The organism is Limnothrix sp. CMB-01 (assembly GCF_055193175.1).
The window spans coordinates 2,436,450-2,457,029 of the sequence record NZ_CM143720.1; the positions used below are offsets into that span (position 1 = coordinate 2,436,450).

Sequence of the window (20,580 nt, forward strand, 5' to 3'; positions counted from 1 at the left end):
GCCGTTTCCTATGAGCAGCGTGCTAAAGAAAGGCAATATCACGGTTCACACCGAAAATATTTTTCCGATTATCAAAAAGTGGCTCTACTCGGAGCATGAAATCTTCCTGCGGGAGTTGATTTCCAACGCCGTGGATGCGATTTCTAAGCTGCGGGCGATCGCCATGATGGGCGAAACCAGCGCCGATGTGGGCGAACCGAAAATCACGATCGCCCTTGATAAAGACAACAAAAAGCTCTCGATTACCGACACCGGCATCGGCATGACCGCCGAGGAAATCGAGAAATATATCAACCAAGTCGCGTTCTCCAGCGCCGAAGAATTCGTCGAGAAATTCAAGAATTCCGATCAGAACATCATCGGCCACTTTGGCTTGGGGTTCTATTCGGCGTTCATGGTTTCCAGCACCGTGGAAATCGATACCCTCTCCTACCAAGAGGGTGCGCAGGCGGTGCATTGGACTTGCGATGGTTCCACGGAATTTGAAATCGACACGAGCGATCGCACCGAGCGCGGTACGACGATCACCCTCACCCTGCTGGATGAAGAAGCTGAGTATCTGGAAGAGGCGCGGATTCGCGGTTTGGTGAAGAAGTTCTGCGACTTCATGCCCTACCCGATCGAGCTGAACGGCGAACAAATCAACCGCCAAAAAGCCCCTTGGAAAGAGTCACCCAGCAACCTAACCAAGGAAGACTACCTGGAGTTTTATCGCTATCTCTATCCCTTCCAAGATGAGCCGCTGCTGTGGATTCATCTGAACACTGATTATCCCTTTGTGATCAACGGGATTCTCTATTTTCCGAAACTAAAACCGGACGTTGACCCCACCAAGGGTGATATCAAACTGTTCTGCAATCAGGTGTTTGTCAGCGATAACTGCGAAGAAGTTATCCCCAAATTCCTGTTGCCCCTGCGCGGCGTAATCGACAGCACCGACATTCCCTTGAATGTGTCGCGGAGCTACTTGCAAGCCGATCGCACCGTTCGCCAAATTGCCAACTACATTGCCAAGAAAGTCGGCGATCAACTGAAGGATCTCTACCGCAGCGACCTGCCCGAATACATTCGTTGCTGGCAAGATTTGGGCACGTTTGTTAAGTTTGGCTCCTTGAACGATGACAAGTTCAAGAAGCAAGTAGAAGACATTTTGATCTATCGCACCACGGCGGAATTGGGCAGCGGTAGTGATGCAGTACAGGTGGAAGTGCAAACGGAAGAGGGCGATGCTTGGTCGAACCCCACCGAAACCCAAGAAGCCAAGGATGCCAACGGGTTCTACTACACCACCCTGAAGGAATATCTGGAGCGGAACAAAGAAAAACACGAAAATCGCGTGTTCTATTGCACCGATCCGGCCTCCCAAGCTACCTATGTGGAATTGCACAAGAGCCAGGGTCTAGAAGTGCTGTTCCTGGATTCGTTCATTGACACGCATTTCGTCAGTTTCTTGGAGCGGGAATATTCCGAGGTGAAGTTCTCGCGGGTGGATTCGGAACTCGATGAAGCGCTGCTGGATTCCTCTAAGAAAGAGGCGGAAATTGTTGACCCCAACACCAACGAAACCCGCAGCGATCGCATCAAGAAGCTGTTTGAAGAAGCCCTGGGCAAACCGAGCGTCACCGTGCGCGTGGAAGCCCTGAAAGCGGAGGAATCTGCACCGCCGGCCATGGTGTTGTTGCCGGAAGCCATGCGCCGAATTCAAGACATGACGGCGATGTTTGAGGGCAAGGCTGCTAGCTTCCCCGATACCCATGTGTTGCTGGTGAATTCGTCGCACCCGCTGGTGGAAAACCTGTTGAGCTTGAGTGGCGGTTCGATCGCCCTGGCCGATGGCAGCCAATCACCGGCCGCCGAGCTGGGCAAAATGCTTTGCAACCACATTTATGATTTGGCATTGATGGCGCAAAAGGGCTTTGATGCGGATGGCATGAAGTCGTTTGTGTCGCGATCGAACCAAGTGCTGACTCAATTGACCAAGCAATAGATTCGGTTTCTCAGTTGTTGTTAGTTGGATCACCCCCCGCGATCGCCTGGTTCGATCGCGGGGGTTTTTGATGGAGCGATCGCCTAGGAGTCGATCGCATCAGGATCGATGCCCAATTCTCGCAACCGGGCCGCGAGGCGATCGATCTGCTGTTCGGCCTGTTCGGCTCGTTTCTCTGCTTCCATGGCTCGTTGTTCGGCTTGTTCAGCCCGTTGCAACTCTGCGAGCAATGTTGAAAAGGGCAACCCATCGGGCCGAAACAGCATCAAGGTTTCTTCAGTCAATTGAAACCGCACACCCAAGCGCGGACTAATCCAATGAGGGGTGGTCTCAAAAACTGGTTGGAGGCTCCCTGGGTTAGATCGCAACCAAATGCTCAAGTCGTTGCGATCGGGGTCATAAACGTAATATTCCTCTACGCCATAGGTGTCATAAAAGGCTTGCTTTTTCACCATTTCTCCAAAGCGATTACCCGGTGACAAAATCTCGAACACCACTTGCGGAGCAATGTTATCTTCGCGCCATTGCTGATAGGAACCGCGATCGCCCTTGGGCACACCAAACACCACCATCACATCAGGGGCTTGCCGAAGCGTGTTGTTGCCTTCCATGGGATACCAGAGCAAATCGCCCGCCACAAACACTTGCGGATCATGGGCAAAGATCGCGGCCAGATTACTTTGCAGGATCTGAATCCATTGGAATTGTTTGGTGTTGTCTGCCATCGGCTGGCCGTCGCTGTCGGGATAGTCGATCGGCTGGGGTGGTGAAACGGGTTCGATCGGGGCGCTGGGGACAATCATCGGTAAGTCCTCGCGATCGCAATGGGTTTGATGATGATAACGAACAATCAGATCGGTCAGGTGAGTAACTGCATCGGATCAATCGATTTTGGGAGGAGTTTACGGTTCTAGGTTCCTAATTACTGCGGGGAAACTGATCGATTCAGGTCAGCATTAATCGCTGGAACTCCAGCCAGAATCGCTACTGGAATCGCTGCTGGAGTAATCAGTGGAACTGCTGGAATAATCACTCGAACTATCGCTCGAATAGTCGCTGGAACTCCAACTAGAATCACTGCCGGAATCGCTGCTGGAATAGTCACTGGGGCTGTTAGACTCGATCGCCCCGCCATGATCAGCCGCTGATTCTGCTGCTTCAAAAATATCTGCAAAATTACCCGACTCCGCCGTGATCGGCTCTGGTTCGGCGGTCTGCTCCTCAATCCAATCCTGAATTTGTTGGCTCGCAATTTCAGCTAACTCTTCGATCGCCTCATTCACCACAATCTCAGCCGCTTCGCCCACCGCATCAATCACCTGATCCTGATTAATGGGCAGGGAATCGATCGGGTTGTGAAGGGTCGATCGACTCGATCCAGAAGAACTCGAACGGTAATTCAAAGGATACGACCCGTAGCTAGCCGATCGCCGCTGTCGCAGCCACCACCACAGCAACACCAACAGCGCGATCGCCCCGCCGAAACCCGCCGCCACAATTGCCGCCGCCTGGCTGCCTGCCGAGGTGGCCACCCACCACCAAACCGGGGCGATCGCCGCCGCTAATCCCATGGCTCCGTAGGTTAACCAGCTTTCCAGATCCATTGCGCCCCCCAACCTCAACGCGATCGCTTCCATCATGGGCGATCAAGCTCAAAATTGCCCAAACCAAAATCGAGACCATTGCCTACCGGCTCCGGTCTCGATCGATTAGGTTCAACATTTCCAAACGGGAAATTTAGATGCCCAAACGTTGATAAATCACATCCAAGTTGCGCAAGTGCTGTTGCGGATCAAAGCACTCATCAATTTCCTCTTGGGACAGGAGGGATTTCACCGTGGCATCTTGGCAAATGAGCTTATAGAAATCGCCACTTTCATTGTTCCAAGCTTGGTGCGCACAGCCTTGCACGGCCGCGTAGGCATCCTCGCGAGTCAAGCCTTTTTTCACCAGGGCCAGCAGCACCTTTTGGCTGAACACCACACCGCCATAGCAGTTCATGTTGCGCTTCATGTTTTCGGGATAAACCAACAGGTTCTTCACCAAGTTGGTCATTTCCACCACCATAAAGTGCAGCAAAATTGACGAGTCGGGCAGAATTGTCCGCTCCACGGAACTGTGGGAAATGTCCCGCTCATGCCAGAGGGCCACGTTTTCCAGGGCCGCCACGGCGTGGCCGCGAATCACCCGTGCCATCCCGGTAATCCGTTCCGATCGCACCGGGTTGCGCTTGTGGGGCATGGCCGAGGAGCCTTTTTGACCCTTGGCGAAAAATTCCTCCACTTCCAGCACGTCGGTACGTTGCAGGTTGCGGATTTCCACGGCGAACCGCTCCAAGGAAGCCGCCACCAGCGCGAAGGTCTGCACATATTCCGCATGGCGATCGCGCGAGATTACCTGAGTGGAAGCCGTGTCCGGTTCCAGGTTCAGCAGCTTACAGGCCAAAGATTCCACACGCGGATCGATGTTGGCATAGGTTCCCACTGCGCCGGAAATTTTGCCCACAGCTACCCGATCGCGCAGTTGCACGAGCCGATCGCGGTTGCGCAACATTTCCGCCAGCCAGCCCGCCAGCTTGAAACCAAAGGTCATCGGCTCCGCGTGGATGCCGTGGCTGCGGCCAATACAAATCGTGTTGCGGTGTTCCTGGGCTTGGTAGCGCAGGGCTTGGATCAGCGATTCCACCCGCTTGAGCAGCGTATCGATGCTGGCCACCAATTGCAGGGCCAATGCCGTGTCCAACACATCGGAACTGGTTAAGCCCAGGTGAATGTAGCGACCCGCGTCGCCCACGTACTCATTCACATTGGTCAGGAAGGCGATCATGTCATGATGCACTTCCGCTTCAATTTCCAGAACGCGCTGGGGGTCAAAGTTAGCTTTCGCTTTGATCTCTTCGACGGCTTCGGCAGGGATATATCCCAGTTCTGCTTGGGCTTCGCAAACCGCAATTTCCACTTGCAGCCAGGTTTGCAGCTTATATGCGTCCGTCCAGAGATTGCCCATCTCAGGCAGCGTGTAGCGGTCGATCATGCCTGTCTTGTCGATGTTTCCAGAACACCGTGAAGAGATTAACCGAGCCATTGTACCGGGTTTTGGCGATCGCGCCCGAATGGGATTCCCGGAGCGATCGCCCCGATTAGCTCCCGATTAGCTCCCGATTAGCTCCCGATCGCGATACTCGGAACCAGCAGCAGGGAACAGGCAATCCCGAGGCCACAACCCACAATCACCTGAAACGGTGTGTGGCCCAGCAGTTCCTTCAGGCGTTCTTCACTGAGTTGGTGGTCGCCTTCAAAAAACTCATCAATGATTTGGTTCAAGACGGCGGCCTGTTTGCCCGCGGCCCGGCGCACCCCGGCGGCATCGTACATAACGATGATCGCGAAGATGGTGGCCATGGCAAATTCAATGCTGCTCCAGCCGACGGTTTGGCCAATGCCCGTGGCCAGGGCGGCCACGAGGGCGGAGTGGGCGCTGGGCATTCCACCCGTGGTCACCAGGGTGCGCACGTCAAACTTACGCTGGCGAGCAAGTTCTACCACCAGCTTGATGGCCTGGGCCAGGATACAAGACCCCAAAGAGACCAGGAGAATGCGGTTATCGAGAATGTGGCTAAAGTCGTCCATGGGTCGAGCGGGGGGCGATCGAGTTGGGGACGGTGGGTGAGGAAGCGATCGCGAGGGCCAGATCCAAAGGAGCGAATCCGGTGGCCGGAGCAAGGGGCTTAAGCCCCTTGTCTAGCGGGGGTTGGACGGGAAACCGGAGGCGATCGCCCTCGTGGTTGCTAGTTTTTGCGGCTGACGATGTAGTCGGCCAGGGCTTGCAAAGGGGCCGCGGCCGCGCCGAATTCGTTCAGGCTGGCCTTGGCACGATCGATCAATTCCTTGGCCATTTCGCGCGATCGATCCAAGCCATAGAGTTTCGGGAAAGTGGCTTTTTCCACGGCGGAATCCTTACCGGCGGTTTTGCCCAGCTCCTCCGTGGTGGCAGTTACATCGAGGATGTCATCCACAATTTGGAAAGCTAAACCAATGTCCTGGGCATATTGCGCCAGTTTGCCCACGGTGGCTTCATCGGCTCCGGCAATCGTGGCCCCGGTGGTCACGCAGGCTTCCAACAGGGCTGCGGTTTTGTGGCGATGGATAAAGTGTAGGGTGTCGAGGGAAATGTTCGGGTTACCTTCGCTGGCCAGGTCTACCACTTGACCACCCACCAGGCCGGCGGCCCCAACGGATTTTCCTAACAGGGCGATCGCCCGCACCACTCGATCGGCCGGCACGCCTTGGGTTTGGGTTGCCACAAATTCAAAGGCATAGGCCAACAGCCCATCCCCGGCCAAAATCGCCACCGGTTCCCCATAAACCTTGTGATTCGTGGGTTTGCCGCGCCGAAAATCGTCGTTATCCATGGACGGCAAATCGTCATGAATCAGCGACATGGTGTGAACCATTTCCAGGGCACAGGCCGTGGGCATGGCCGATTCGATCGCCCCACCCACCAGCTCACAGGCCGCCAGACACAGAATCGGTCGCAACCGCTTGCCCCCCGCCATCAGGGAATAGCGCATCGACTCATAAACGGTTTCGGGATAGACCACCGAGATCGATCGATCGAGGGCGGCCTCAACCAAAGCTTGGCGTTCGCGAAGATAGCCTTTGAGATCAAAGCCCGTCGAGGGAGCAGTAGGCGCGCTAGCGGTCATGGGACAAGCACAACAGAACAGCAAGAAATCTTCCTTACCGAACCCGATCGCCGCCACAGGCGGAATCCGGCCTGGTTACGGTGCGCTTTTGGCCTAGCAAAACAACCGCTGAACCACAACCACCACCGTCAGAAGTTGGTTTGAGGGGCATTGTACCGCCTGAGGGGATCGCCCCGAGGGGACAGACCAGATTCTGATCAGATTTCGTCAGATTTTGCGTGAATTTAGGGCTGATTTCGAGCGAATTTCCAGGCCATTCCAGTAATTTTGTGAACCTTTGCAAACCGTTGATTAACGCTCATAGAACTGATACTCATCAACCTATTCCGGCTGGATCCACCGCAGCGATCGAGAGGATCTCTGACCTATTCCCCAAAATCCTCAGTTGGTTCAATCCAGCCGGCTGGACAAAGAAAATCTCAATCCAGCCGGTTGGATGAAGAAAGCCCCGATCCAGAGCATTCAGATGCAGAAGATTCCCTGAGTGCGATCGGGACAATTAGTCGGGATAACTTAGTCGGGATGATTAGTCAGGATAACTAGGCCAGGCGGCGACGATAGCTCTCCACGGTGTTGGCCAGCAGCATGGTCACCGTCATTGGCCCCACGCCACCCGGAACCGGCGTGATTGCGCCGGCCACATCCAACAGGCGATCGAAATCCACATCCCCCACCAGCTTGCTCTTACCGGTCTGATCGGTAATGCGATTAATTCCCACATCAATCACCGTCGCGCCCGGCTTGATGTAGTCCGGGCCAATCATCAGGGGCCGTCCCACCGCCGCCACTAAAATATCGGCTTCTCGGCAAACGGCCGCCAAGTCCGGGGTGCGCGAATGGGCGATCGTAACCGTGGCATTGGCTTCCAAAAGCATCAGGGCGATCGGCTTGCCCACCAAAATGCTGCGCCCCACCACCACGGCCTTTTTGCCAGCCGGATCAATGCCCCCATCTCGCAAAATTTCCATCACGCCGGCCGGGGTGCAACTGCGCAGACAAGGCTCACCCCGCACCAACCGCCCCAAATTGGCCGGGTGCAACCCATCGGCATCCTTGTCGGGGTCAATTTCCAACAGCAGGGCGTTGCCATCCAGCCCTTCCGGCAAAGGCAGTTGCACCAAAATGCCATCCACGTTCGGATCGGCATTGAGCTGATGAATGATGGCGGTTAGTTCCGCTTGGGTGGCCGTGGCGGGCAGGTGCTGACCAAAGGAGACCATGCCCAAACGCTCGCAGGCCCGTTCTTTGTTGCGGACATAGGCGGCGCTGGCGGGATTGTCCCCGACCATCAACACGGCTAGGCCAGGCGCACGGCCCCGATCGGGCTGGAGTTCCGCAATTTCCACCTTCAGGCGATCTTGAATTTTCTCGGCAAGGGCTTTTCCGTCCAGCAGGCGCGCAGTCATGAGGGGAGAAATTCTAGAAAGAACGCTTCAAACTGTAAAGAATTGATCATGCGTTTTGAGCATTTCAGCGTCAAAATCTAAAGGATTTTCCGCACCTCAACGATTTCGTCAACCCATGTGAAAACCCATGAAGCAGCCAATGCAAAAGTTAAAGTTAAGAATCGTGGTCACTGAGGGCCCGATTGCGCAACCATAACGAGCAACAGGATCTGATTGAAAATCACCATACCGGCAATGTCTCAGCAGCTCATGTCTCAGATGTTGCGGCGTTTGGCTCCACCCGTCCCACCACGGCTAAAAGGACAAAAAAACAAGGGGTGGCATGGGTTCGTTCTGGGGTTCACCTGGTTAATGGTGGGCTGCACGCCAACCGTTGCGATCGGGGAGTTAAAACAACAACCGGCTGCATCGCTCAATGGGCGATCGGTCTATATCCAAGGCAAAGCCGTCGAACGAGTGCCCCTGCTCGACGGCCGCATTTACCGAATTGAAGATTCAACGGGCTGGATTTGGGTGCTGTCTCAGGGCGATCGAACCGAGCTTGAGCTAGGGCAAGTGGTGAAACTCAAGACCTCCCTTCGCTATCAACCGATCCAAGTGGGACAGCAGGAGATGGGCGAAATTTACGCGATCGAGGAGCCTTGAATTAGTCATGCGTCCATCAGACCCCAGCCCAAGCCCCAGATCCCAATCAGGATCTGAATCAAACAGGGACAGCTCATCCCCAGAGTCCGAAACAGGAACGAGATCAGGAATAGAAGCCGTGGCCCTTGCTTTGCTCTATCCTCCCTCGCGCGATCGATTCCTGTTGCAACTGCGGGATGATTTTCCCCACATTCTCTATCCCGGTCACTGGGGCCTATTTGGCGGACACCTGGAGGCCGGCGAAGTTCCCGCAGCGGGTCTGCGGCGGGAACTGCAAGAGGAAATTGGCTTTGTGCCGCCCCGGTTAAGTCCGTTTCGATCGACCCTGCAAGACAGCGGCCGCCAGCATTTTTTCTTTCACGGATTGCTCACCGTGCCGCTCACGGAGCTGGAATTAAACGAAGGGCAGGATTTGGCTTGGGGCACGATCGCCGACTTGGAAGCGGGAGAATGTTGGTCGCCCCGTTTGCAACAGATGCGCCCGATCGGCACACCCCATCGATCGATCCTGTTAGCCTTGCATCAAGACCCAGCCCTCTGGCTCAATGACTAAGAGAAATTGAGGCAACCGGTCATTACTGATCATTCCATTATTGGCCGTCCATCTTGACGGCGTTCACATCCACCGTAGAGTCAGCCACCGTGGCCGCCGGAGCGGACTTCACCGTGGGGCGATTTTTAAACCACTCGATCGCGATTTGCGACAGCTCTGCAATCAGCAAGGTCACGATCGCCAAATCATCCAGTTGGCCCGCGATCGGCAGAAAGTCCGGCGCAATATCGATCGGGCTGAGGAGATACACCAGCGTGCCCGCCACAATCCAGAGGCGATATTTCGGGTTCCGAATCGTGTCGCGATACCAACCGTAAAGGGCGCTGGGGGAGATATTCATGGCGCTATCCTGCCGCGTGATTGCCTCTCATCTTGACAGGGGCGATCGGGCAGCGTCGAGGGTGACGACCCCACCGCTCGATCGCGAAACCCGCACCCCTCAGCCAGTTCAGCAATTGCCCCCCGATCGCCCCCTAAACCGCATGGGCGCGATACCAGTCGATCGTTTGGCGCAGCCCATCCTCAAAACTCGTTTGCGCCTCAAATCCAAACAGTTCCTTCGCCCGCGTCGTGTCCAAACAGCGGCGCGGTTGGCCGTTGGGTTTGTCCGTTTCCCAAACCAACTCCCCGTCGTAGCCCATCAGGTTGCAAATCAGCTCAATCAAATCGCGAATCGAAATTTCCCGACCCGTTCCCAAATTTACTGGCTCCGAGCTGTTCAGCAACTGCGCCCCCAAAACAATGCCCGCCGCCGCATCGGTGGAATACAAAAACTCCCGCGTGGGACTGCCATCGCCCCAAACCGGAATCTGTCGATCGCCCCGTTGTTGTGCCTCATGTACCTTGCGAATCAGTGCTGGAATTACATGGGAGCTACCCGGATCGAAATTGTCTTCCGGCCCATACAAATTCACCGGCAATAGATAAATGCCATTGAAGCCATACTGATCTCGATAGGCCTGAAGTTGCACCAACAGCGCCTTTTTCGCCACCCCATAGGGCGCATTGGTTTCCTCGGGATAGCCCTCCCAAAGATCAGACTCCTTAAACGGCACGGGCGTGAATTTGGGATAGGCGCAAATCGTTCCCACACAAATAAACTTCTCCACCCCCGCTTGATAGGCCGCATGGATCAATTGCGTACCCATCATCAAATTGTCGTAAAACAGCTCGGCCGGTTTTTCGCGGTTCAGACCAATGCCGCCCACGTGGGCCGCCAGGTGAATCACCACCTGCTGACCTGCCACAGCCGTCTCACAGGCCGCCCATTGCCGCAAGTCGCATTCGCGCGATCGGGGAATCGTAATTTTTTCAGGATTCGCCCCCGCCGCCACCAACTGTTGCACCACCTGCTTGCCCAGGAAGCCCGCGCCGCCGGTCACCAAAATGGTCTTATTACTCAAGTCGATCGGGGTGTTGCTCATGCTGTTCACCTGCTGTTCACCTTAAAAACGTGGGGAAAATCGGGGTCGAAACTGGCCGCAAATGCCGCAAATTGGGATCGCCAAGGTGCGATCGCCCTCGGTTTCTGATTTTTCCGGCCCCGCAACCAATGCGGAACACCCAGAAAACCCCATTTTGGAACAGCCCCACCCGATCCGACACCTGCTCCCCCTGGTCGTCATCGGGAAATTCAGCTTCCGCCGATCGCCAGCAAAGTTATCAATTACTATTAATGGCGGTTTCAAAGCCACGTTTTGAAGGGGGCGATTTAAAGCGGTTTAAGTCCATTATTTGTTATTGGCCCTTCACTTGCCCTTCACTAAAAACTCCTCCAATCACCATGTGGCCCAGCGCAATTACTGCCTATTTCCATTACCTCAGCTTCATGTTGGCCTTTGGGGCTGTGGCTGTGGAACTGCTGACTCTCAAAAAAGAACTCTTGATCGCGGAAGCCTGGCGAATTCTGATTGCTGACGTGATCTACGGCATCTCCGCTTCTCTGGTTTTATTCACCGGAGCGTTGCGGGTTCTTTACTTTGGCAAGGGTGCTGACTATTACCTTGGCAACCCCATTTTCTATACCAAAGTTGGCCTATTTCTCTTGGTCGGGGCTTTGTCGATTTATCCAACCATTTCCTTTGTGTCTTGGATTGGCAGTTTGCGAGAAGGCAAGGTTCCCCAACTGGGTCAAACACAATTTCAGTGGCTCTCTTGGCTAATTCGGATTGAGCTGGTGGGCTGGATCAGTCTTCCGTTGTTGGCGGCACTCCTGGCCCGCAGTGCGTAACCCTCAGTGCCTAGACCGCTATGCTTCAGGCAGTGTTTCATTGGGTATGGCGATCGAATGCCTCAAGGATTGCGATCGGGTTGTGATTGCCCATGAAAGTCTGATTGGGGGCCATTTAACGGCTACTGGGTGGCTATCTTGTTGATGGCAATCTCAATTTTTGGTTAAACCCCTTTGAAGAAATTTGGCCGCTGGCTGGTCTTGGGACTAGTCCTCGCTTTTTTGCTGAAAACACTGCTCGATCGGGCGGCGGAAGTTGCCACCTTGCGGTTAACCATCCAAGGGTGGGGCTGGTTGGCCCTGTCGTTGGGACTGACGGCGGCGGCGCACTTGTGGTCAGCGGTGGTGTGGGGCTGGCTGTTGCAGGCCTTTGGGCGATCGGCCCCGTGTGGCTGGGTACTGCGCACCTATCTGGTGACCAATGTGGCCAAGTATTTGCCGGGGAATGTGTGGCATTTCTACGGTCGCATTCGGGCGGCGGGCCGGGTGGGCGTGGCTTGGCCAGTGGCGGCGGCCAGTGTGTTGCTGGAGCCGTTACTGATGGCGGTGGCGGCTTTACTGCTGGGGGTTTTGGCGAGCGATCGGGCTTGGTGGGGAGTGCAATTAGCCCTGGCGATCGGGGTGCTGGCGGCGGTGCATCCCCGCATTTTGAATCCCCTGCTGCAACGGTTGGGTCGTCGCAAACTGCAAACCACCGACAGCAACCCCCATCACCAACCGGCCCAACTGAGCCAATACCCGATCGGTCCGTTGTTCGGGGAAACGGGCTTTTTGTTGTGGCGGGGCGCGGGCTTTTTGGCAGCTCTGGCGGCCTTTAGTGCCATTAATCCTCTGGATTTGCCTCGGTTGGCCAGTGGGTTTGGGTTGGCCTGGTTGTTGGGATTGGTCGTGCCTGGTGCGCCCGGCGGGGTTGGGGTTTTTGAAGCGGCGGCGATCGCCCTGTTGGGGTCGATCGTCAATCCAGCGGCTCTGTTGGCCAGCGTGGCCAGCTATCGATTGGTGAGTGTGCTGGCGGAAACCGGCTTGGGCGGCTTGGCCTGGTGGTTAACGCCTCCTGCCGAACAAATTTGGACTGGGGAATCTGAATCTCGGGAATCGGAAGCCTCTGAATCGAATTAACACTTAACCGAAGGCTGAACTTGGTCTCCCTTTGGAGGCGGTTTGCAAACCGGCGAAGCAAGTCAAAGAGCATCAGCCCTTACATTCAGAGACGATGATTCATTTAGCCAACATTCGCCTGATGCTGAGGCAATTGGCGGAATTGAATACTCTCTCCTACTTTTTCAAACAGCCTCTGATGTAAGGTCTTGGGTCATGGCCTGTTCCCATGTGAAGGGCAACTCAGCGGGAAACAGGGCGATCGGCAAACCAGTTTCGGCTTGTGCTTTGGTGCGAGCGTCGGCATAAGCTGCCATGGTTCCTTCTGGTAACCAAGCCTTAAAGCTGGGGTTGTCGGCTAACAGGCGCTGAATCTCAACCCTTGCGTCAACAATGCTAATCAACCAGGAGCGCGATCTCTTGTCCTGTTGATAATGCCATTTCAGTAAATGTAAATATAAACGAGTGATTTGACTCAGCAAAGCACGACGTTCTGAGCGTCCCAAGCTTTCTAATTCCTCGGCAATATTTTCAAGATCAAGGCTGTCGAATTGGCGCGATCGCAGTAGGTTAGTCTGCTGCTGAATCCAGCCATAAAAGTCGGTGTTATAGGAAATAGGAGGATCGGTAGCCATAGCATTAACAGCATCAAAGGGTTACATTTCGCCCTGGGTTGCGATCGCGCACGTCAGCCCAGGGATCATCGTCACTCCAAGCGTCCCAATCAATGGTGCTGCGCCACTGTTGAAGGCGTTCCCAGAAGTCAGGGAGAGGCTGAACTGATCGCCCCAGGAGCGATCGCACTAGCTGCCAAATCAGGGCGAGGCGTTGGCGATAGCCTTGCGGAGCAATCTCGCGCCAAGAGAGTTTCTCTGCTTGTTTGCTCAGGGTTTGCCATGTCACCATGCTCGATCGCTCCCTGTTTATTTCAGTTGATTAAGATCAGCTAGTTGGTTTATGGCAGCAGTAGCTCGTCTCAAGCTAGGTGAAGATTCCACTGCATAGCTAGTGCGCCAACTATTCCTAATAAAATCGCCTAAGACCAAGTTGTAACCTCTTCCTTGCGTTGCTGTTGATCCTGGTAATGGTAGCAAAGCTTCTTTTAGACTACGCTTGCGACATTTTTTACTGACAACATTTAATAAAAAGCGTTTAGGATCTCCTATATCGTCAGGATTTTGCAAGAAGTTATCATCACTAATCTGCAAAAATTTGGATAAAGCACTTCGATCAGCCATAACCCAAGACTCTATTTCATGTACAGCAATACGTAGTAAAAAATTTCGATGTCTCTTGGTTTCACCAAGCCATTCTTTGATCAGAAGCACAGGACATTGTTTCTGATCTAAATCAGTGAGCACAATAAAGGGTATAGACTGAGCAGCAGCAGTATTAAACTTAACAGCATTCTTTCGCAGAAAACCAGCTCCGTTCTGCTTGAGGCAGTTCATGATACTGAATTGAGATCCAGACTGCTCCAAGATTTTTCTTAAAACAATCTCACTCAGATCATCCTCCACTGCGATATTGACGAAGATCATATTCACTTGAGAAAGTCTAGTTGATCAATGTTTGTAGGTTTAGTTTTCGGCAAGACAGTATCTGCAATGCTTAGTCCTACACTTAGTAATGGCTTGATGTCTTCCAGTGAAGATGCAACCTCCACCTGAGTGCCTTCTGGCCGCGGGGTTAGTAAGAGAACCTCTTCTCCACCGATTCCTGGATCAGCTAGTAGGTCACTGCTGTGGGTACTAATAAAAATTTGGCGACGTTTACCTTTCTGAAGCTGTTCAATCAACGCAGGTAATTTGGCATTGATTGCTGAATGGAGTGATAGTTCAGGTTCCTCTAGAAGAAGGAGTGAATTTCCCTCCAGTAAAGACCACAGTAAACCTATAAGTCTTAGCGTTCCATCTGAAAATTGATCTTCCTGCTGCTTACCAGCATTGGGCCTCCAGTGCTCGTAGAGCGCTTCCAGGTGGGGCACACCCATCCTGTCTTTCACATCTTGCAGTTGTTTCAACTGGGGTAAAGCAATTTTTAGTGCACCTTCAATTTTCTTGAGACGAGACCGCCGGGTTTTCTCAGGTGTCTTAATAATCCTATCCAGAAAGCTTCTTCCAAAGGGGTCGTCTTGTAATGCATTGCTTTGAAATGCATCAGGATGCCGTAGAAGCTGAGGAATGAGATGTAAATACAAAATCGAATTCAAGAATGCTTGTATTTCACGAAATTCAAAATTAGAGTTAACTTGTTCCAAGTAAGTTTCACGTAGTCTGACAATGTCTCTCTTATCATCTTGATTAGGGCGATCTAAAATTTGTTGTCCGTCTTTCCAGACACGTTCATAGGAAATTTGAGGTGAATTATCACCACCTTTTTTCTGCTGGATTCCCAGCGCGTATTTAAACGTTGGCGAATCTCCTAGAGCTTCTGACAGATGTATTTCTAGTTCAACATCTGGGTGGCGGCGAGCTGCAAGGCAACGAATTTTTGAAAGCCCCTTACGATCTCGAATCGCTTTCTGTAATCCGCCGCCATCTTTTGCAATATCTCTTAAAAATCTTAATGCATCTAATAAGTTTGATTTTCCACAGGCATTGGGACCAACTACAAATACACGATCTCGTAGATCTACATCAACTGACTTGAAGTTGCGCCAATTTTTTAGCTTGAGGTGTGTAATTAACATTTTACTTTTATATCAAGACGATCAATCACAATCTAGCATAGCTTTCATAGGAGCAAATGATTGAACAGAGTCGAGTTGGGCAATCAATGTTGGCAACATGGTATTGGTTTAGATATGGGGCATGTTGTTAGCCTAGGCTAGTAGAGTGCATAGATCTAATGTTATGAGCCAGTAATGAACCCAGATTGGTGATTGGCGCAACCGCTACAGCGCCAGGAAATGTCCCTCGCGATCCTAGACTGTTAAGCACGATCGCCGATGCTCGGCATCCACGCTACAGCGCTCGCAGGAGACAGAACACACCATGCTCGAAGCTTATCGCCAACAGGTTGCAGAACGCGGTCAACTGGGCATCCCCCCCTTGCCCCTCGATGCCGCCCAAACCAGCGACCTGTGTAAGCTGCTGGAAACCCCACCCGCTGGGGAAGCAGAATTTTTGATGCACTTGCTGTGCGATCGCGTGCCCCCCGGTGTGGATGAGGCGGCCTATGTGAAAGCGTCGTTCCTGACCGCGATCGCCCAAGGAGAAACCACCAGCCCCCTAATCACCCCCCAAGGCGCAGTCGCCATCCTGGGGCAAATGGTCGGTGGCTACAACGTGCAATCCCTGGTCAGCCTGCTGAAAGCGAAGGACGCGGGCATCGCCCAAGCCGCCGCCACCGCCCTCAGCAAAATTACGTTGGCCTTTGATGCGTTCAACGACGTGCTGGAACTGTCGGAGCGCAACCCCTACGCCAAACAGACGATCGACGCTTGGGCCAACGCCGCTTGGTTCATCAGCAAGCCCAAGCTGGCCGAAGCGATCACCGTCACGGTGCTGAAAGTGCCCGGTGAAACCAACACCGACGACCTTTCGCCCGCCACCCACGCCACCACCCGCCCCGATATTCCGCTGCACGCCTTGGCGATGTTGGAAACCAAGATGCCGGAAGCCCTGGGCCTGTTGCCGGAACTGAAGGCCAAGGGCCACCCGATCGCCTATGTGGGTGATGTGGTCGGTACGGGGTCTTCGCGCAAATCGGCGATCAACTCCGTGCTGTGGCACATCGGCGACGACATTCCCCACATTCCCAACAAGCGGGCCGGCGGCGTGATTTTGGGCGGCAAGATTGCGCCGATTTTCTTCAACACGGCGGAAGATTCCGGGGCCCTGCCGATCGAGTGTGACGTGGCCCAAATGAACACGGGCGACGTGATCACCATCTATCCCTACAAGGGCGAAATCGCCAACGAAGCGGGCGAGGTGATCAGCACCTTCAGCCTGAAGCCCGACACGATCGTCGATGAAGTGCGGGCCGGCGGTCGGATTCCGCTGCTGATCGGCCGCAGCCTGACGGACAAAACCCGCGAAGCCCTCGGGATGGAACCCAGCACCCTGTTCGTGCGCCCCACCGCCCCCGCCGACACCGGCAAAGGCTTCACCCTGGCCCAAAAGATGGTCGGTAAGGCCTGCGGTCTGCCCGGTGTGCGCCCCGGCACGTCCTGCGAACCGCGCATGACCACCGTGGGTTCCCAGGACACCACCGGCCCCATGACCCGCGACGAGCTGAAGGAGCTAGCCTGCCTCGGTTTCAGCGCTGATCTGGTGATGCAGAGCTTCTGCCACACGGCGGCCTATCCCAAGCCGGTGGATCTGAAGACCCATGCGGAATTGCCGGACTTCATCGCCCAGCGCGGCGGCGTGGCCCTGCGCCCCGGCGACGGGATCATTCACTCCTGGCTGAACCGGATGCTGATGCCGGACACGGTGGGCACGGGCGGCGACTCCCACACCCGTTTCCCCCTGGGCATTTCCTTCCCGGCCGGTTCCGGGTTGGTGGCCTTTGCGGCGGCCTTGGGCGTGATGCCGTTGGATATGCCGGAGTCGATCCTGGTGCGGTTCAAGGGCAGCCTGCAACCGGGCGTGACTTTGCGGGATGTGGTGAACGCGATTCCCTACGTGGCGATTCAGCAGGGCAAGCTGACCGTGGCGAAGGAGAACAAGCAGAACATCTATTCCGGCAAGATCATTGAAATGGAAGGGCTGCCGGATCTGAAGCTGGAGCAGGCCTTTGAGCTGACCGATGCGACGGCGGAGCGATCAGCGGCTGGTTGCACGATCGCCCTGAGCGTGGAAACCGTGTCGGAATACCTGCGATCGAACGTCACCCTGCTAAAGAACATGATCGCCCGTGGCTACGAAGATGCCCGGACGATCGCCCGTCGGATTGCCCAGATGGAAGCCTGGTTGGCGAACCCCTCCCTGATGACCGCCGATGCGGACGCGGAATACGCCGACATCATCGAAGTGGATCTCGACCAACTGGTGGAACCCCTGGTGGCTGCGCCCAACGACCCGGACAACATCAAAACCCTGTCCGATTGCGTGGGCGACCCGGTACAAGAGGTGTTCATCGGTTCCTGCATGACCAACATCGGTCACTTCCGCGCCGCCGCCAAGGTGCTGGAAGGGGCCGGCAAAGCCAAGGCGCGTCTCTGGATCTGCCCGCCGACGCGGATGGACGAAGAAATGCTGCGTCAGGAAGGCTACTACGAAATCTTCGAGGCGGCCGGTTGTCGGTTGGAAATGCCCGGTTGTTCGCTCTGCATGGGCAACCAAGCCCGCGTGGAAGACAACACCACCGTGTTTTCGACCTCAACGCGCAACTTCAACAACCGGATGGGCAAGGGCGCGCAGGTCTACCTCGGCTCGGCGGAGTTGGCGGCGGTCTGTGCCTTGCTCGGCCGGATTCCCAGCCGTGAGGAATACCTGGAAGTGGTGAAGGGCAAGATCGATCCGCTGGCGGGTGATTTGTACCGCTACCTCAACTTCGATCAGATCGATGGCTTTGAGGATCAAGGGCGATCGGTCTCGAAGGAAGACCAAGAAAAAGTCCTAGTCAGCGCCGGCCGTTAATTAATCTTCGGTAGGGGCGTACCGCCGTACGCCCTCCGCCAGGGCCGATCGATTGAAACGGCGAGCGTTGGGGTTTGGGATCTTGCGTATCGGAGGGCGCATGGCGATGCGCCCCTACGAAAATTGTGGTTTTTGGATTGGAAATTGTGTTGATCGGGCGTTGAAAGATGGCGTACAACCCGGCGATTCATCATCGGCGATCGATTCGATTAAAGGGATTTGATTATTCGCAGTCAGCCGTTTATTTCGTGACCCTTTGTTGTTATCAACGGGAATGTTTATTTGGAACAATCTCGCAGGGCGAAACCGTTCTGAACGAATTGGGAATGATCGTCAGAAATGAATGGTTGCGAAGTTTTGAAATTCGGGATGAATTAAAGTCGGATGCTTGGGTGATCATGCCCAATCATTTTCATGGGTTGTTGTGGTTCGATCGCCCGATCGTGCAGACACAATCACCGAGTAATGAGAGCGAACCGGTTGATGACAGTATGCTGGACAAACGTCTGTTGAGGCGGCGGGCGCGATCGCTCGGATCTGTAATTGCCGGTTTCAAAGCAGCGACTACCAAACGCATCAACCAATACCGGAATGCACCAGGAACACCGGTTTGGCAACGCAATTATTATGAGTCGATCGTGCGGGACGATCGAATGCTCAACCATATTCGAGATTATATTGAAAACAATCCGCGATCGTGGTCAACCGATTCCCTACATCCCAACAACATCCCCAAAAATTATCCCCCGTAGGGGCGTACCGCCGTACGCCCTCCGCCAGAGGTGATCGATTCAAACGATAATTCTTGGATTTCGGGATCTTGCGTATCGGAGGGCGCATGGCGATGCGCCCCTACGAAAATTGTGGTTTTTGGATCGTTATCATGAAGTCAGTAACTTGACCATAGCTGATCTCTAGGAAATGCCAAAAATCTTGTTTGTTTGTGCGCAAAATAAGCTGAGAAGCCCAACTGCCGAAGCGATTTTTTCGAGATTTGATCAGTTAGATTGTTTGTCAGCGGGAATTCATTCATCGGCTAACAACCCACTCGATCGGGAGCTGATTGCATGGGCAGATGTGATTTTTGTGATGGAGAAGAAACATAAAGCCAAAATTCAACAGCGATTTCGTTCGTCTCTCAATGGCAAAAGAATCATATCGCTAGACATCCCAGATCAATTTCAATATATGGATCCAGCACTGATTGCACTGCTTGAGAAGCGTGTTGGTCTACATATTCAGAAATTTCTCTAAGATTGTGAACGATCGAATGCTGCGAATTAGGATTGATTGCATTCGATCGATGTGATGGTGGAATTTGTTGAACTATTCTGAAAAATCCACTTTGTCGTATAAATCTGCTAAGGCAATTTCTAGGGCGATCGACTCCAATTTCAGGGTTGCTTCTAACCCGATCACATCCTTCAACAACCAGCCTCGATCGCGCTTGACGTAATGGGTGACAAGCGGCCAGGTTTGCGAAATGGCTAAATACTCCCCAAAGCCAGGAATCGTTCGATAGGCTCTGAACTTATCGCCAATATCATAATCTTCGGTTGATTTTGACAGCACCTCCGCCAACAAAATCGGATTCATCACGGTGTCCTTGCGCCCCGGTTTTAATTCCAAGGGATCGCGTGTCACCATCACATCGGGGTAGGTGTAGCGATCGGCTTCGGGAATCCATAACCGCTGATCGCTCGAAAACACATCGTAGGGCTGACGTTTTAGGCCCATCTTCAACAGGGTAGCAAGGTTGACAATAATCCGGTTGTGGTTAGGTGTGCCGCCCGTCATGGGAGTGATGATTCCTCGATCATAGTCGTGGCGATGCTCAGAGCGAGTGTCTAGAGCAAAATAGTCGTCCTCTGTTTGTTTTGGAGGGCTGGCAACGGGCTGGACAGATGTAGCAACCATACTGGATCACTCCAAGAAAACGATAAGCAGGTAGTCAGGTAGGTTGGGTTGAGGAACGAAACCCAACAGTGTATTGAATTTGGTATGGACTATTTTGAATTTGGTTAGTATTTAATTTGGCATTAATCGTGTTGGGTTGAGCTAGCGAAACCCAACCTACCAGCTACTAACCACTTCATGATGCGATCGCGTAGGTTTGCTTGACTTGGCTGAGACGAACGGCGAAGGTTAATGCTGCCAATAAATCTTCCGGTTCTAAATCATCATAATCGGCTAACACTTCAGCATGAGTCATTCCAGATGCGAGTAACTCTAGAAGAAACTCAACTGGATATCGTAGACCGCGAATACAGGGTTTCCCATGGCATAGTTGCGGATCGATCGTGATCCGTTGCAGGAGTAAATCAGCGTTGGGAATAGACATGACGATCGCCCCACAGGTATAAAACGA

The 20,580-nt window shown here is 53.8% G+C and carries 24 protein-coding genes; 10 read left to right on the forward strand and 14 right to left on the reverse strand.

Translation table 11 applies throughout. The features are described from left to right. Positions 1-10: 10 nt before the first annotated feature. A complete protein-coding gene (gene htpG, locus ACZA91_RS10280; protein ID WP_463182248.1) occupies positions 11-1,987 on the forward strand; it encodes a molecular chaperone HtpG in 1,977 nt (658 codons plus the stop codon). Positions 1,988-2,070: 83 nt separating this feature from the next. Here htpG and ACZA91_RS10285 read toward each other — a convergent pair whose 3' ends face one another. The 3 genes from ACZA91_RS10285 to purB form a co-directional block, all read right to left on the reverse strand. Further along, complete coding sequence (locus tag ACZA91_RS10285; RefSeq protein ID WP_463182249.1) at positions 2,071-2,790, reverse strand: Uma2 family endonuclease; 720 nt, start codon at positions 2,788-2,790, stop codon at positions 2,071-2,073. 153 nt (positions 2,791-2,943) lie between these two features. Next, positions 2,944-3,627, reverse strand: coding sequence for a hypothetical protein (locus ACZA91_RS10290; protein ID WP_463182251.1), 684 nt, complete (start codon positions 3,625-3,627; stop codon positions 2,944-2,946). Between the two features lie 97 nt (positions 3,628-3,724). After that, positions 3,725-5,020: an adenylosuccinate lyase gene (gene purB, locus ACZA91_RS10295; protein ID WP_099531499.1), complete on the reverse strand. Its 1,296-nt coding sequence runs from the start codon at positions 5,018-5,020 to the stop codon at positions 3,725-3,727. On the opposite strand from purB, the gene ACZA91_RS10300 reads away from it, so the two are divergent. Beyond that, positions 5,019-5,141, forward strand: coding sequence for a hypothetical protein (locus ACZA91_RS10300; protein WP_463182252.1), 123 nt, complete (start codon positions 5,019-5,021; stop codon positions 5,139-5,141). The genes purB and ACZA91_RS10300 overlap by 2 nt on opposite strands. A gap of 7 nt (positions 5,142-5,148) precedes the next feature. On the opposite strand, the gene ACZA91_RS10305 is transcribed toward ACZA91_RS10300, so the two are convergent. The 3 genes from ACZA91_RS10305 to folD form a co-directional block, all read right to left on the reverse strand. Further along, positions 5,149-5,616: a divergent PAP2 family protein gene (locus ACZA91_RS10305; protein ID WP_099531500.1), complete on the reverse strand. Its 468-nt coding sequence runs from the start codon at positions 5,614-5,616 to the stop codon at positions 5,149-5,151. Positions 5,617-5,774: 158 nt separating this feature from the next. Beyond that, complete coding sequence (gene crtE / locus ACZA91_RS10310; RefSeq protein WP_099531518.1) at positions 5,775-6,692, reverse strand: geranylgeranyl diphosphate synthase CrtE; 918 nt, start codon at positions 6,690-6,692, stop codon at positions 5,775-5,777. Between the two features lie 539 nt (positions 6,693-7,231). Beyond that, positions 7,232-8,098, reverse strand: a complete 867-nt coding sequence (gene folD, locus ACZA91_RS10315) for a bifunctional methylenetetrahydrofolate dehydrogenase/methenyltetrahydrofolate cyclohydrolase FolD (RefSeq protein WP_463182255.1) — start codon at positions 8,096-8,098, stop codon at positions 7,232-7,234. Between the two features lie 249 nt (positions 8,099-8,347). Between folD and ACZA91_RS10320 the strand changes: the two genes are divergently transcribed. Then, positions 8,348-8,743 carry a hypothetical protein gene (locus ACZA91_RS10320; protein WP_463182256.1) on the forward strand — a complete coding sequence of 132 codons (396 nt, stop codon included), beginning with the start codon at positions 8,348-8,350 and terminating at the stop codon, positions 8,741-8,743. Between the two features lie 118 nt (positions 8,744-8,861). Then, positions 8,862-9,296: an NUDIX hydrolase gene (locus ACZA91_RS10325; protein WP_463182258.1), complete on the forward strand. Its 435-nt coding sequence runs from the start codon at positions 8,862-8,864 to the stop codon at positions 9,294-9,296. A 37-nt stretch (positions 9,297-9,333) separates the two neighbouring features. Here ACZA91_RS10325 and ACZA91_RS10330 read toward each other — a convergent pair whose 3' ends face one another. Together ACZA91_RS10330 and ACZA91_RS10335 are read right to left on the reverse strand one after the other, a co-directional pair. Beyond that, positions 9,334-9,636 carry a YkvA family protein gene (locus ACZA91_RS10330; protein ID WP_099531504.1) on the reverse strand — a complete coding sequence of 101 codons (303 nt, stop codon included), beginning with the start codon at positions 9,634-9,636 and terminating at the stop codon, positions 9,334-9,336. A gap of 133 nt (positions 9,637-9,769) precedes the next feature. Continuing rightward, positions 9,770-10,720 carry a GDP-L-fucose synthase family protein gene (locus ACZA91_RS10335; RefSeq protein ID WP_463182259.1) on the reverse strand — a complete coding sequence of 317 codons (951 nt, stop codon included), beginning with the start codon at positions 10,718-10,720 and terminating at the stop codon, positions 9,770-9,772. 61 nt (positions 10,721-10,781) lie between these two features. Between ACZA91_RS10335 and ACZA91_RS10340 the strand changes: the two genes are divergently transcribed. From ACZA91_RS10340 to ACZA91_RS10350, 3 genes are all read left to right on the forward strand, one after another. Further along, positions 10,782-10,997: a hypothetical protein gene (locus ACZA91_RS10340; protein WP_463182261.1), complete on the forward strand. Its 216-nt coding sequence runs from the start codon at positions 10,782-10,784 to the stop codon at positions 10,995-10,997. 82 nt (positions 10,998-11,079) lie between these two features. Further along, a complete protein-coding gene (locus ACZA91_RS10345; protein WP_190533264.1) occupies positions 11,080-11,526 on the forward strand; it encodes a DUF2214 family protein in 447 nt (148 codons plus the stop codon). Positions 11,527-11,700: 174 nt separating this feature from the next. Beyond that, positions 11,701-12,645 (forward strand): lysylphosphatidylglycerol synthase domain-containing protein, encoded by a 945-nt coding sequence (locus tag ACZA91_RS10350; RefSeq protein WP_190533267.1) that lies wholly within the window; start codon positions 11,701-11,703, stop codon positions 12,643-12,645. A gap of 164 nt (positions 12,646-12,809) precedes the next feature. On the opposite strand, the gene ACZA91_RS10355 is transcribed toward ACZA91_RS10350, so the two are convergent. The 4 genes from ACZA91_RS10355 to ACZA91_RS10370 are packed head-to-tail and all read right to left on the reverse strand — an operon-like array spanning position 12,810 to position 15,316. Beyond that, complete coding sequence (locus ACZA91_RS10355; RefSeq protein WP_190533270.1) at positions 12,810-13,259, reverse strand: DUF29 domain-containing protein; 450 nt, start codon at positions 13,257-13,259, stop codon at positions 12,810-12,812. Positions 13,260-13,272: 13 nt separating this feature from the next. Then, positions 13,273-13,530, reverse strand: a complete 258-nt coding sequence (locus ACZA91_RS10360) for a hypothetical protein (protein WP_463182265.1) — start codon at positions 13,528-13,530, stop codon at positions 13,273-13,275. Between the two features lie 17 nt (positions 13,531-13,547). Beyond that, complete coding sequence (locus ACZA91_RS10365; RefSeq protein WP_463186422.1) at positions 13,548-14,165, reverse strand: DUF4276 family protein; 618 nt, start codon at positions 14,163-14,165, stop codon at positions 13,548-13,550. 2 nt (positions 14,166-14,167) lie between these two features. Beyond that, complete coding sequence (locus ACZA91_RS10370) at positions 14,168-15,316, reverse strand: AAA family ATPase (protein WP_463182266.1); 1,149 nt, start codon at positions 15,314-15,316, stop codon at positions 14,168-14,170. Positions 15,317-15,620: 304 nt separating this feature from the next. On the opposite strand from ACZA91_RS10370, the gene acnB reads away from it, so the two are divergent. From acnB to ACZA91_RS10385, 3 genes are all read left to right on the forward strand, one after another. Beyond that, positions 15,621-18,212, forward strand: coding sequence for a bifunctional aconitate hydratase 2/2-methylisocitrate dehydratase (gene acnB, locus ACZA91_RS10375; protein WP_463182269.1), 2,592 nt, complete (start codon positions 15,621-15,623; stop codon positions 18,210-18,212). A 248-nt stretch (positions 18,213-18,460) separates the two neighbouring features. Next, positions 18,461-18,964, forward strand: coding sequence for a transposase (locus tag ACZA91_RS10380; protein WP_463182274.1), 504 nt, complete (start codon positions 18,461-18,463; stop codon positions 18,962-18,964). A gap of 169 nt (positions 18,965-19,133) precedes the next feature. Continuing rightward, positions 19,134-19,466: a low molecular weight protein tyrosine phosphatase family protein gene (locus ACZA91_RS10385; RefSeq protein ID WP_190533287.1), complete on the forward strand. Its 333-nt coding sequence runs from the start codon at positions 19,134-19,136 to the stop codon at positions 19,464-19,466. Positions 19,467-19,538: 72 nt separating this feature from the next. Here ACZA91_RS10385 and ACZA91_RS10390 read toward each other — a convergent pair whose 3' ends face one another. Both ACZA91_RS10390 and ACZA91_RS10395 read right to left on the reverse strand, forming a co-directional pair. Continuing rightward, positions 19,539-20,129, reverse strand: coding sequence for a Uma2 family endonuclease (locus tag ACZA91_RS10390; RefSeq protein WP_463182281.1), 591 nt, complete (start codon positions 20,127-20,129; stop codon positions 19,539-19,541). Between the two features lie 175 nt (positions 20,130-20,304). Next, complete coding sequence (locus tag ACZA91_RS10395) at positions 20,305-20,553, reverse strand: DUF433 domain-containing protein (protein WP_463182285.1); 249 nt, start codon at positions 20,551-20,553, stop codon at positions 20,305-20,307. Positions 20,554-20,580 lie beyond the last annotated feature (27 nt).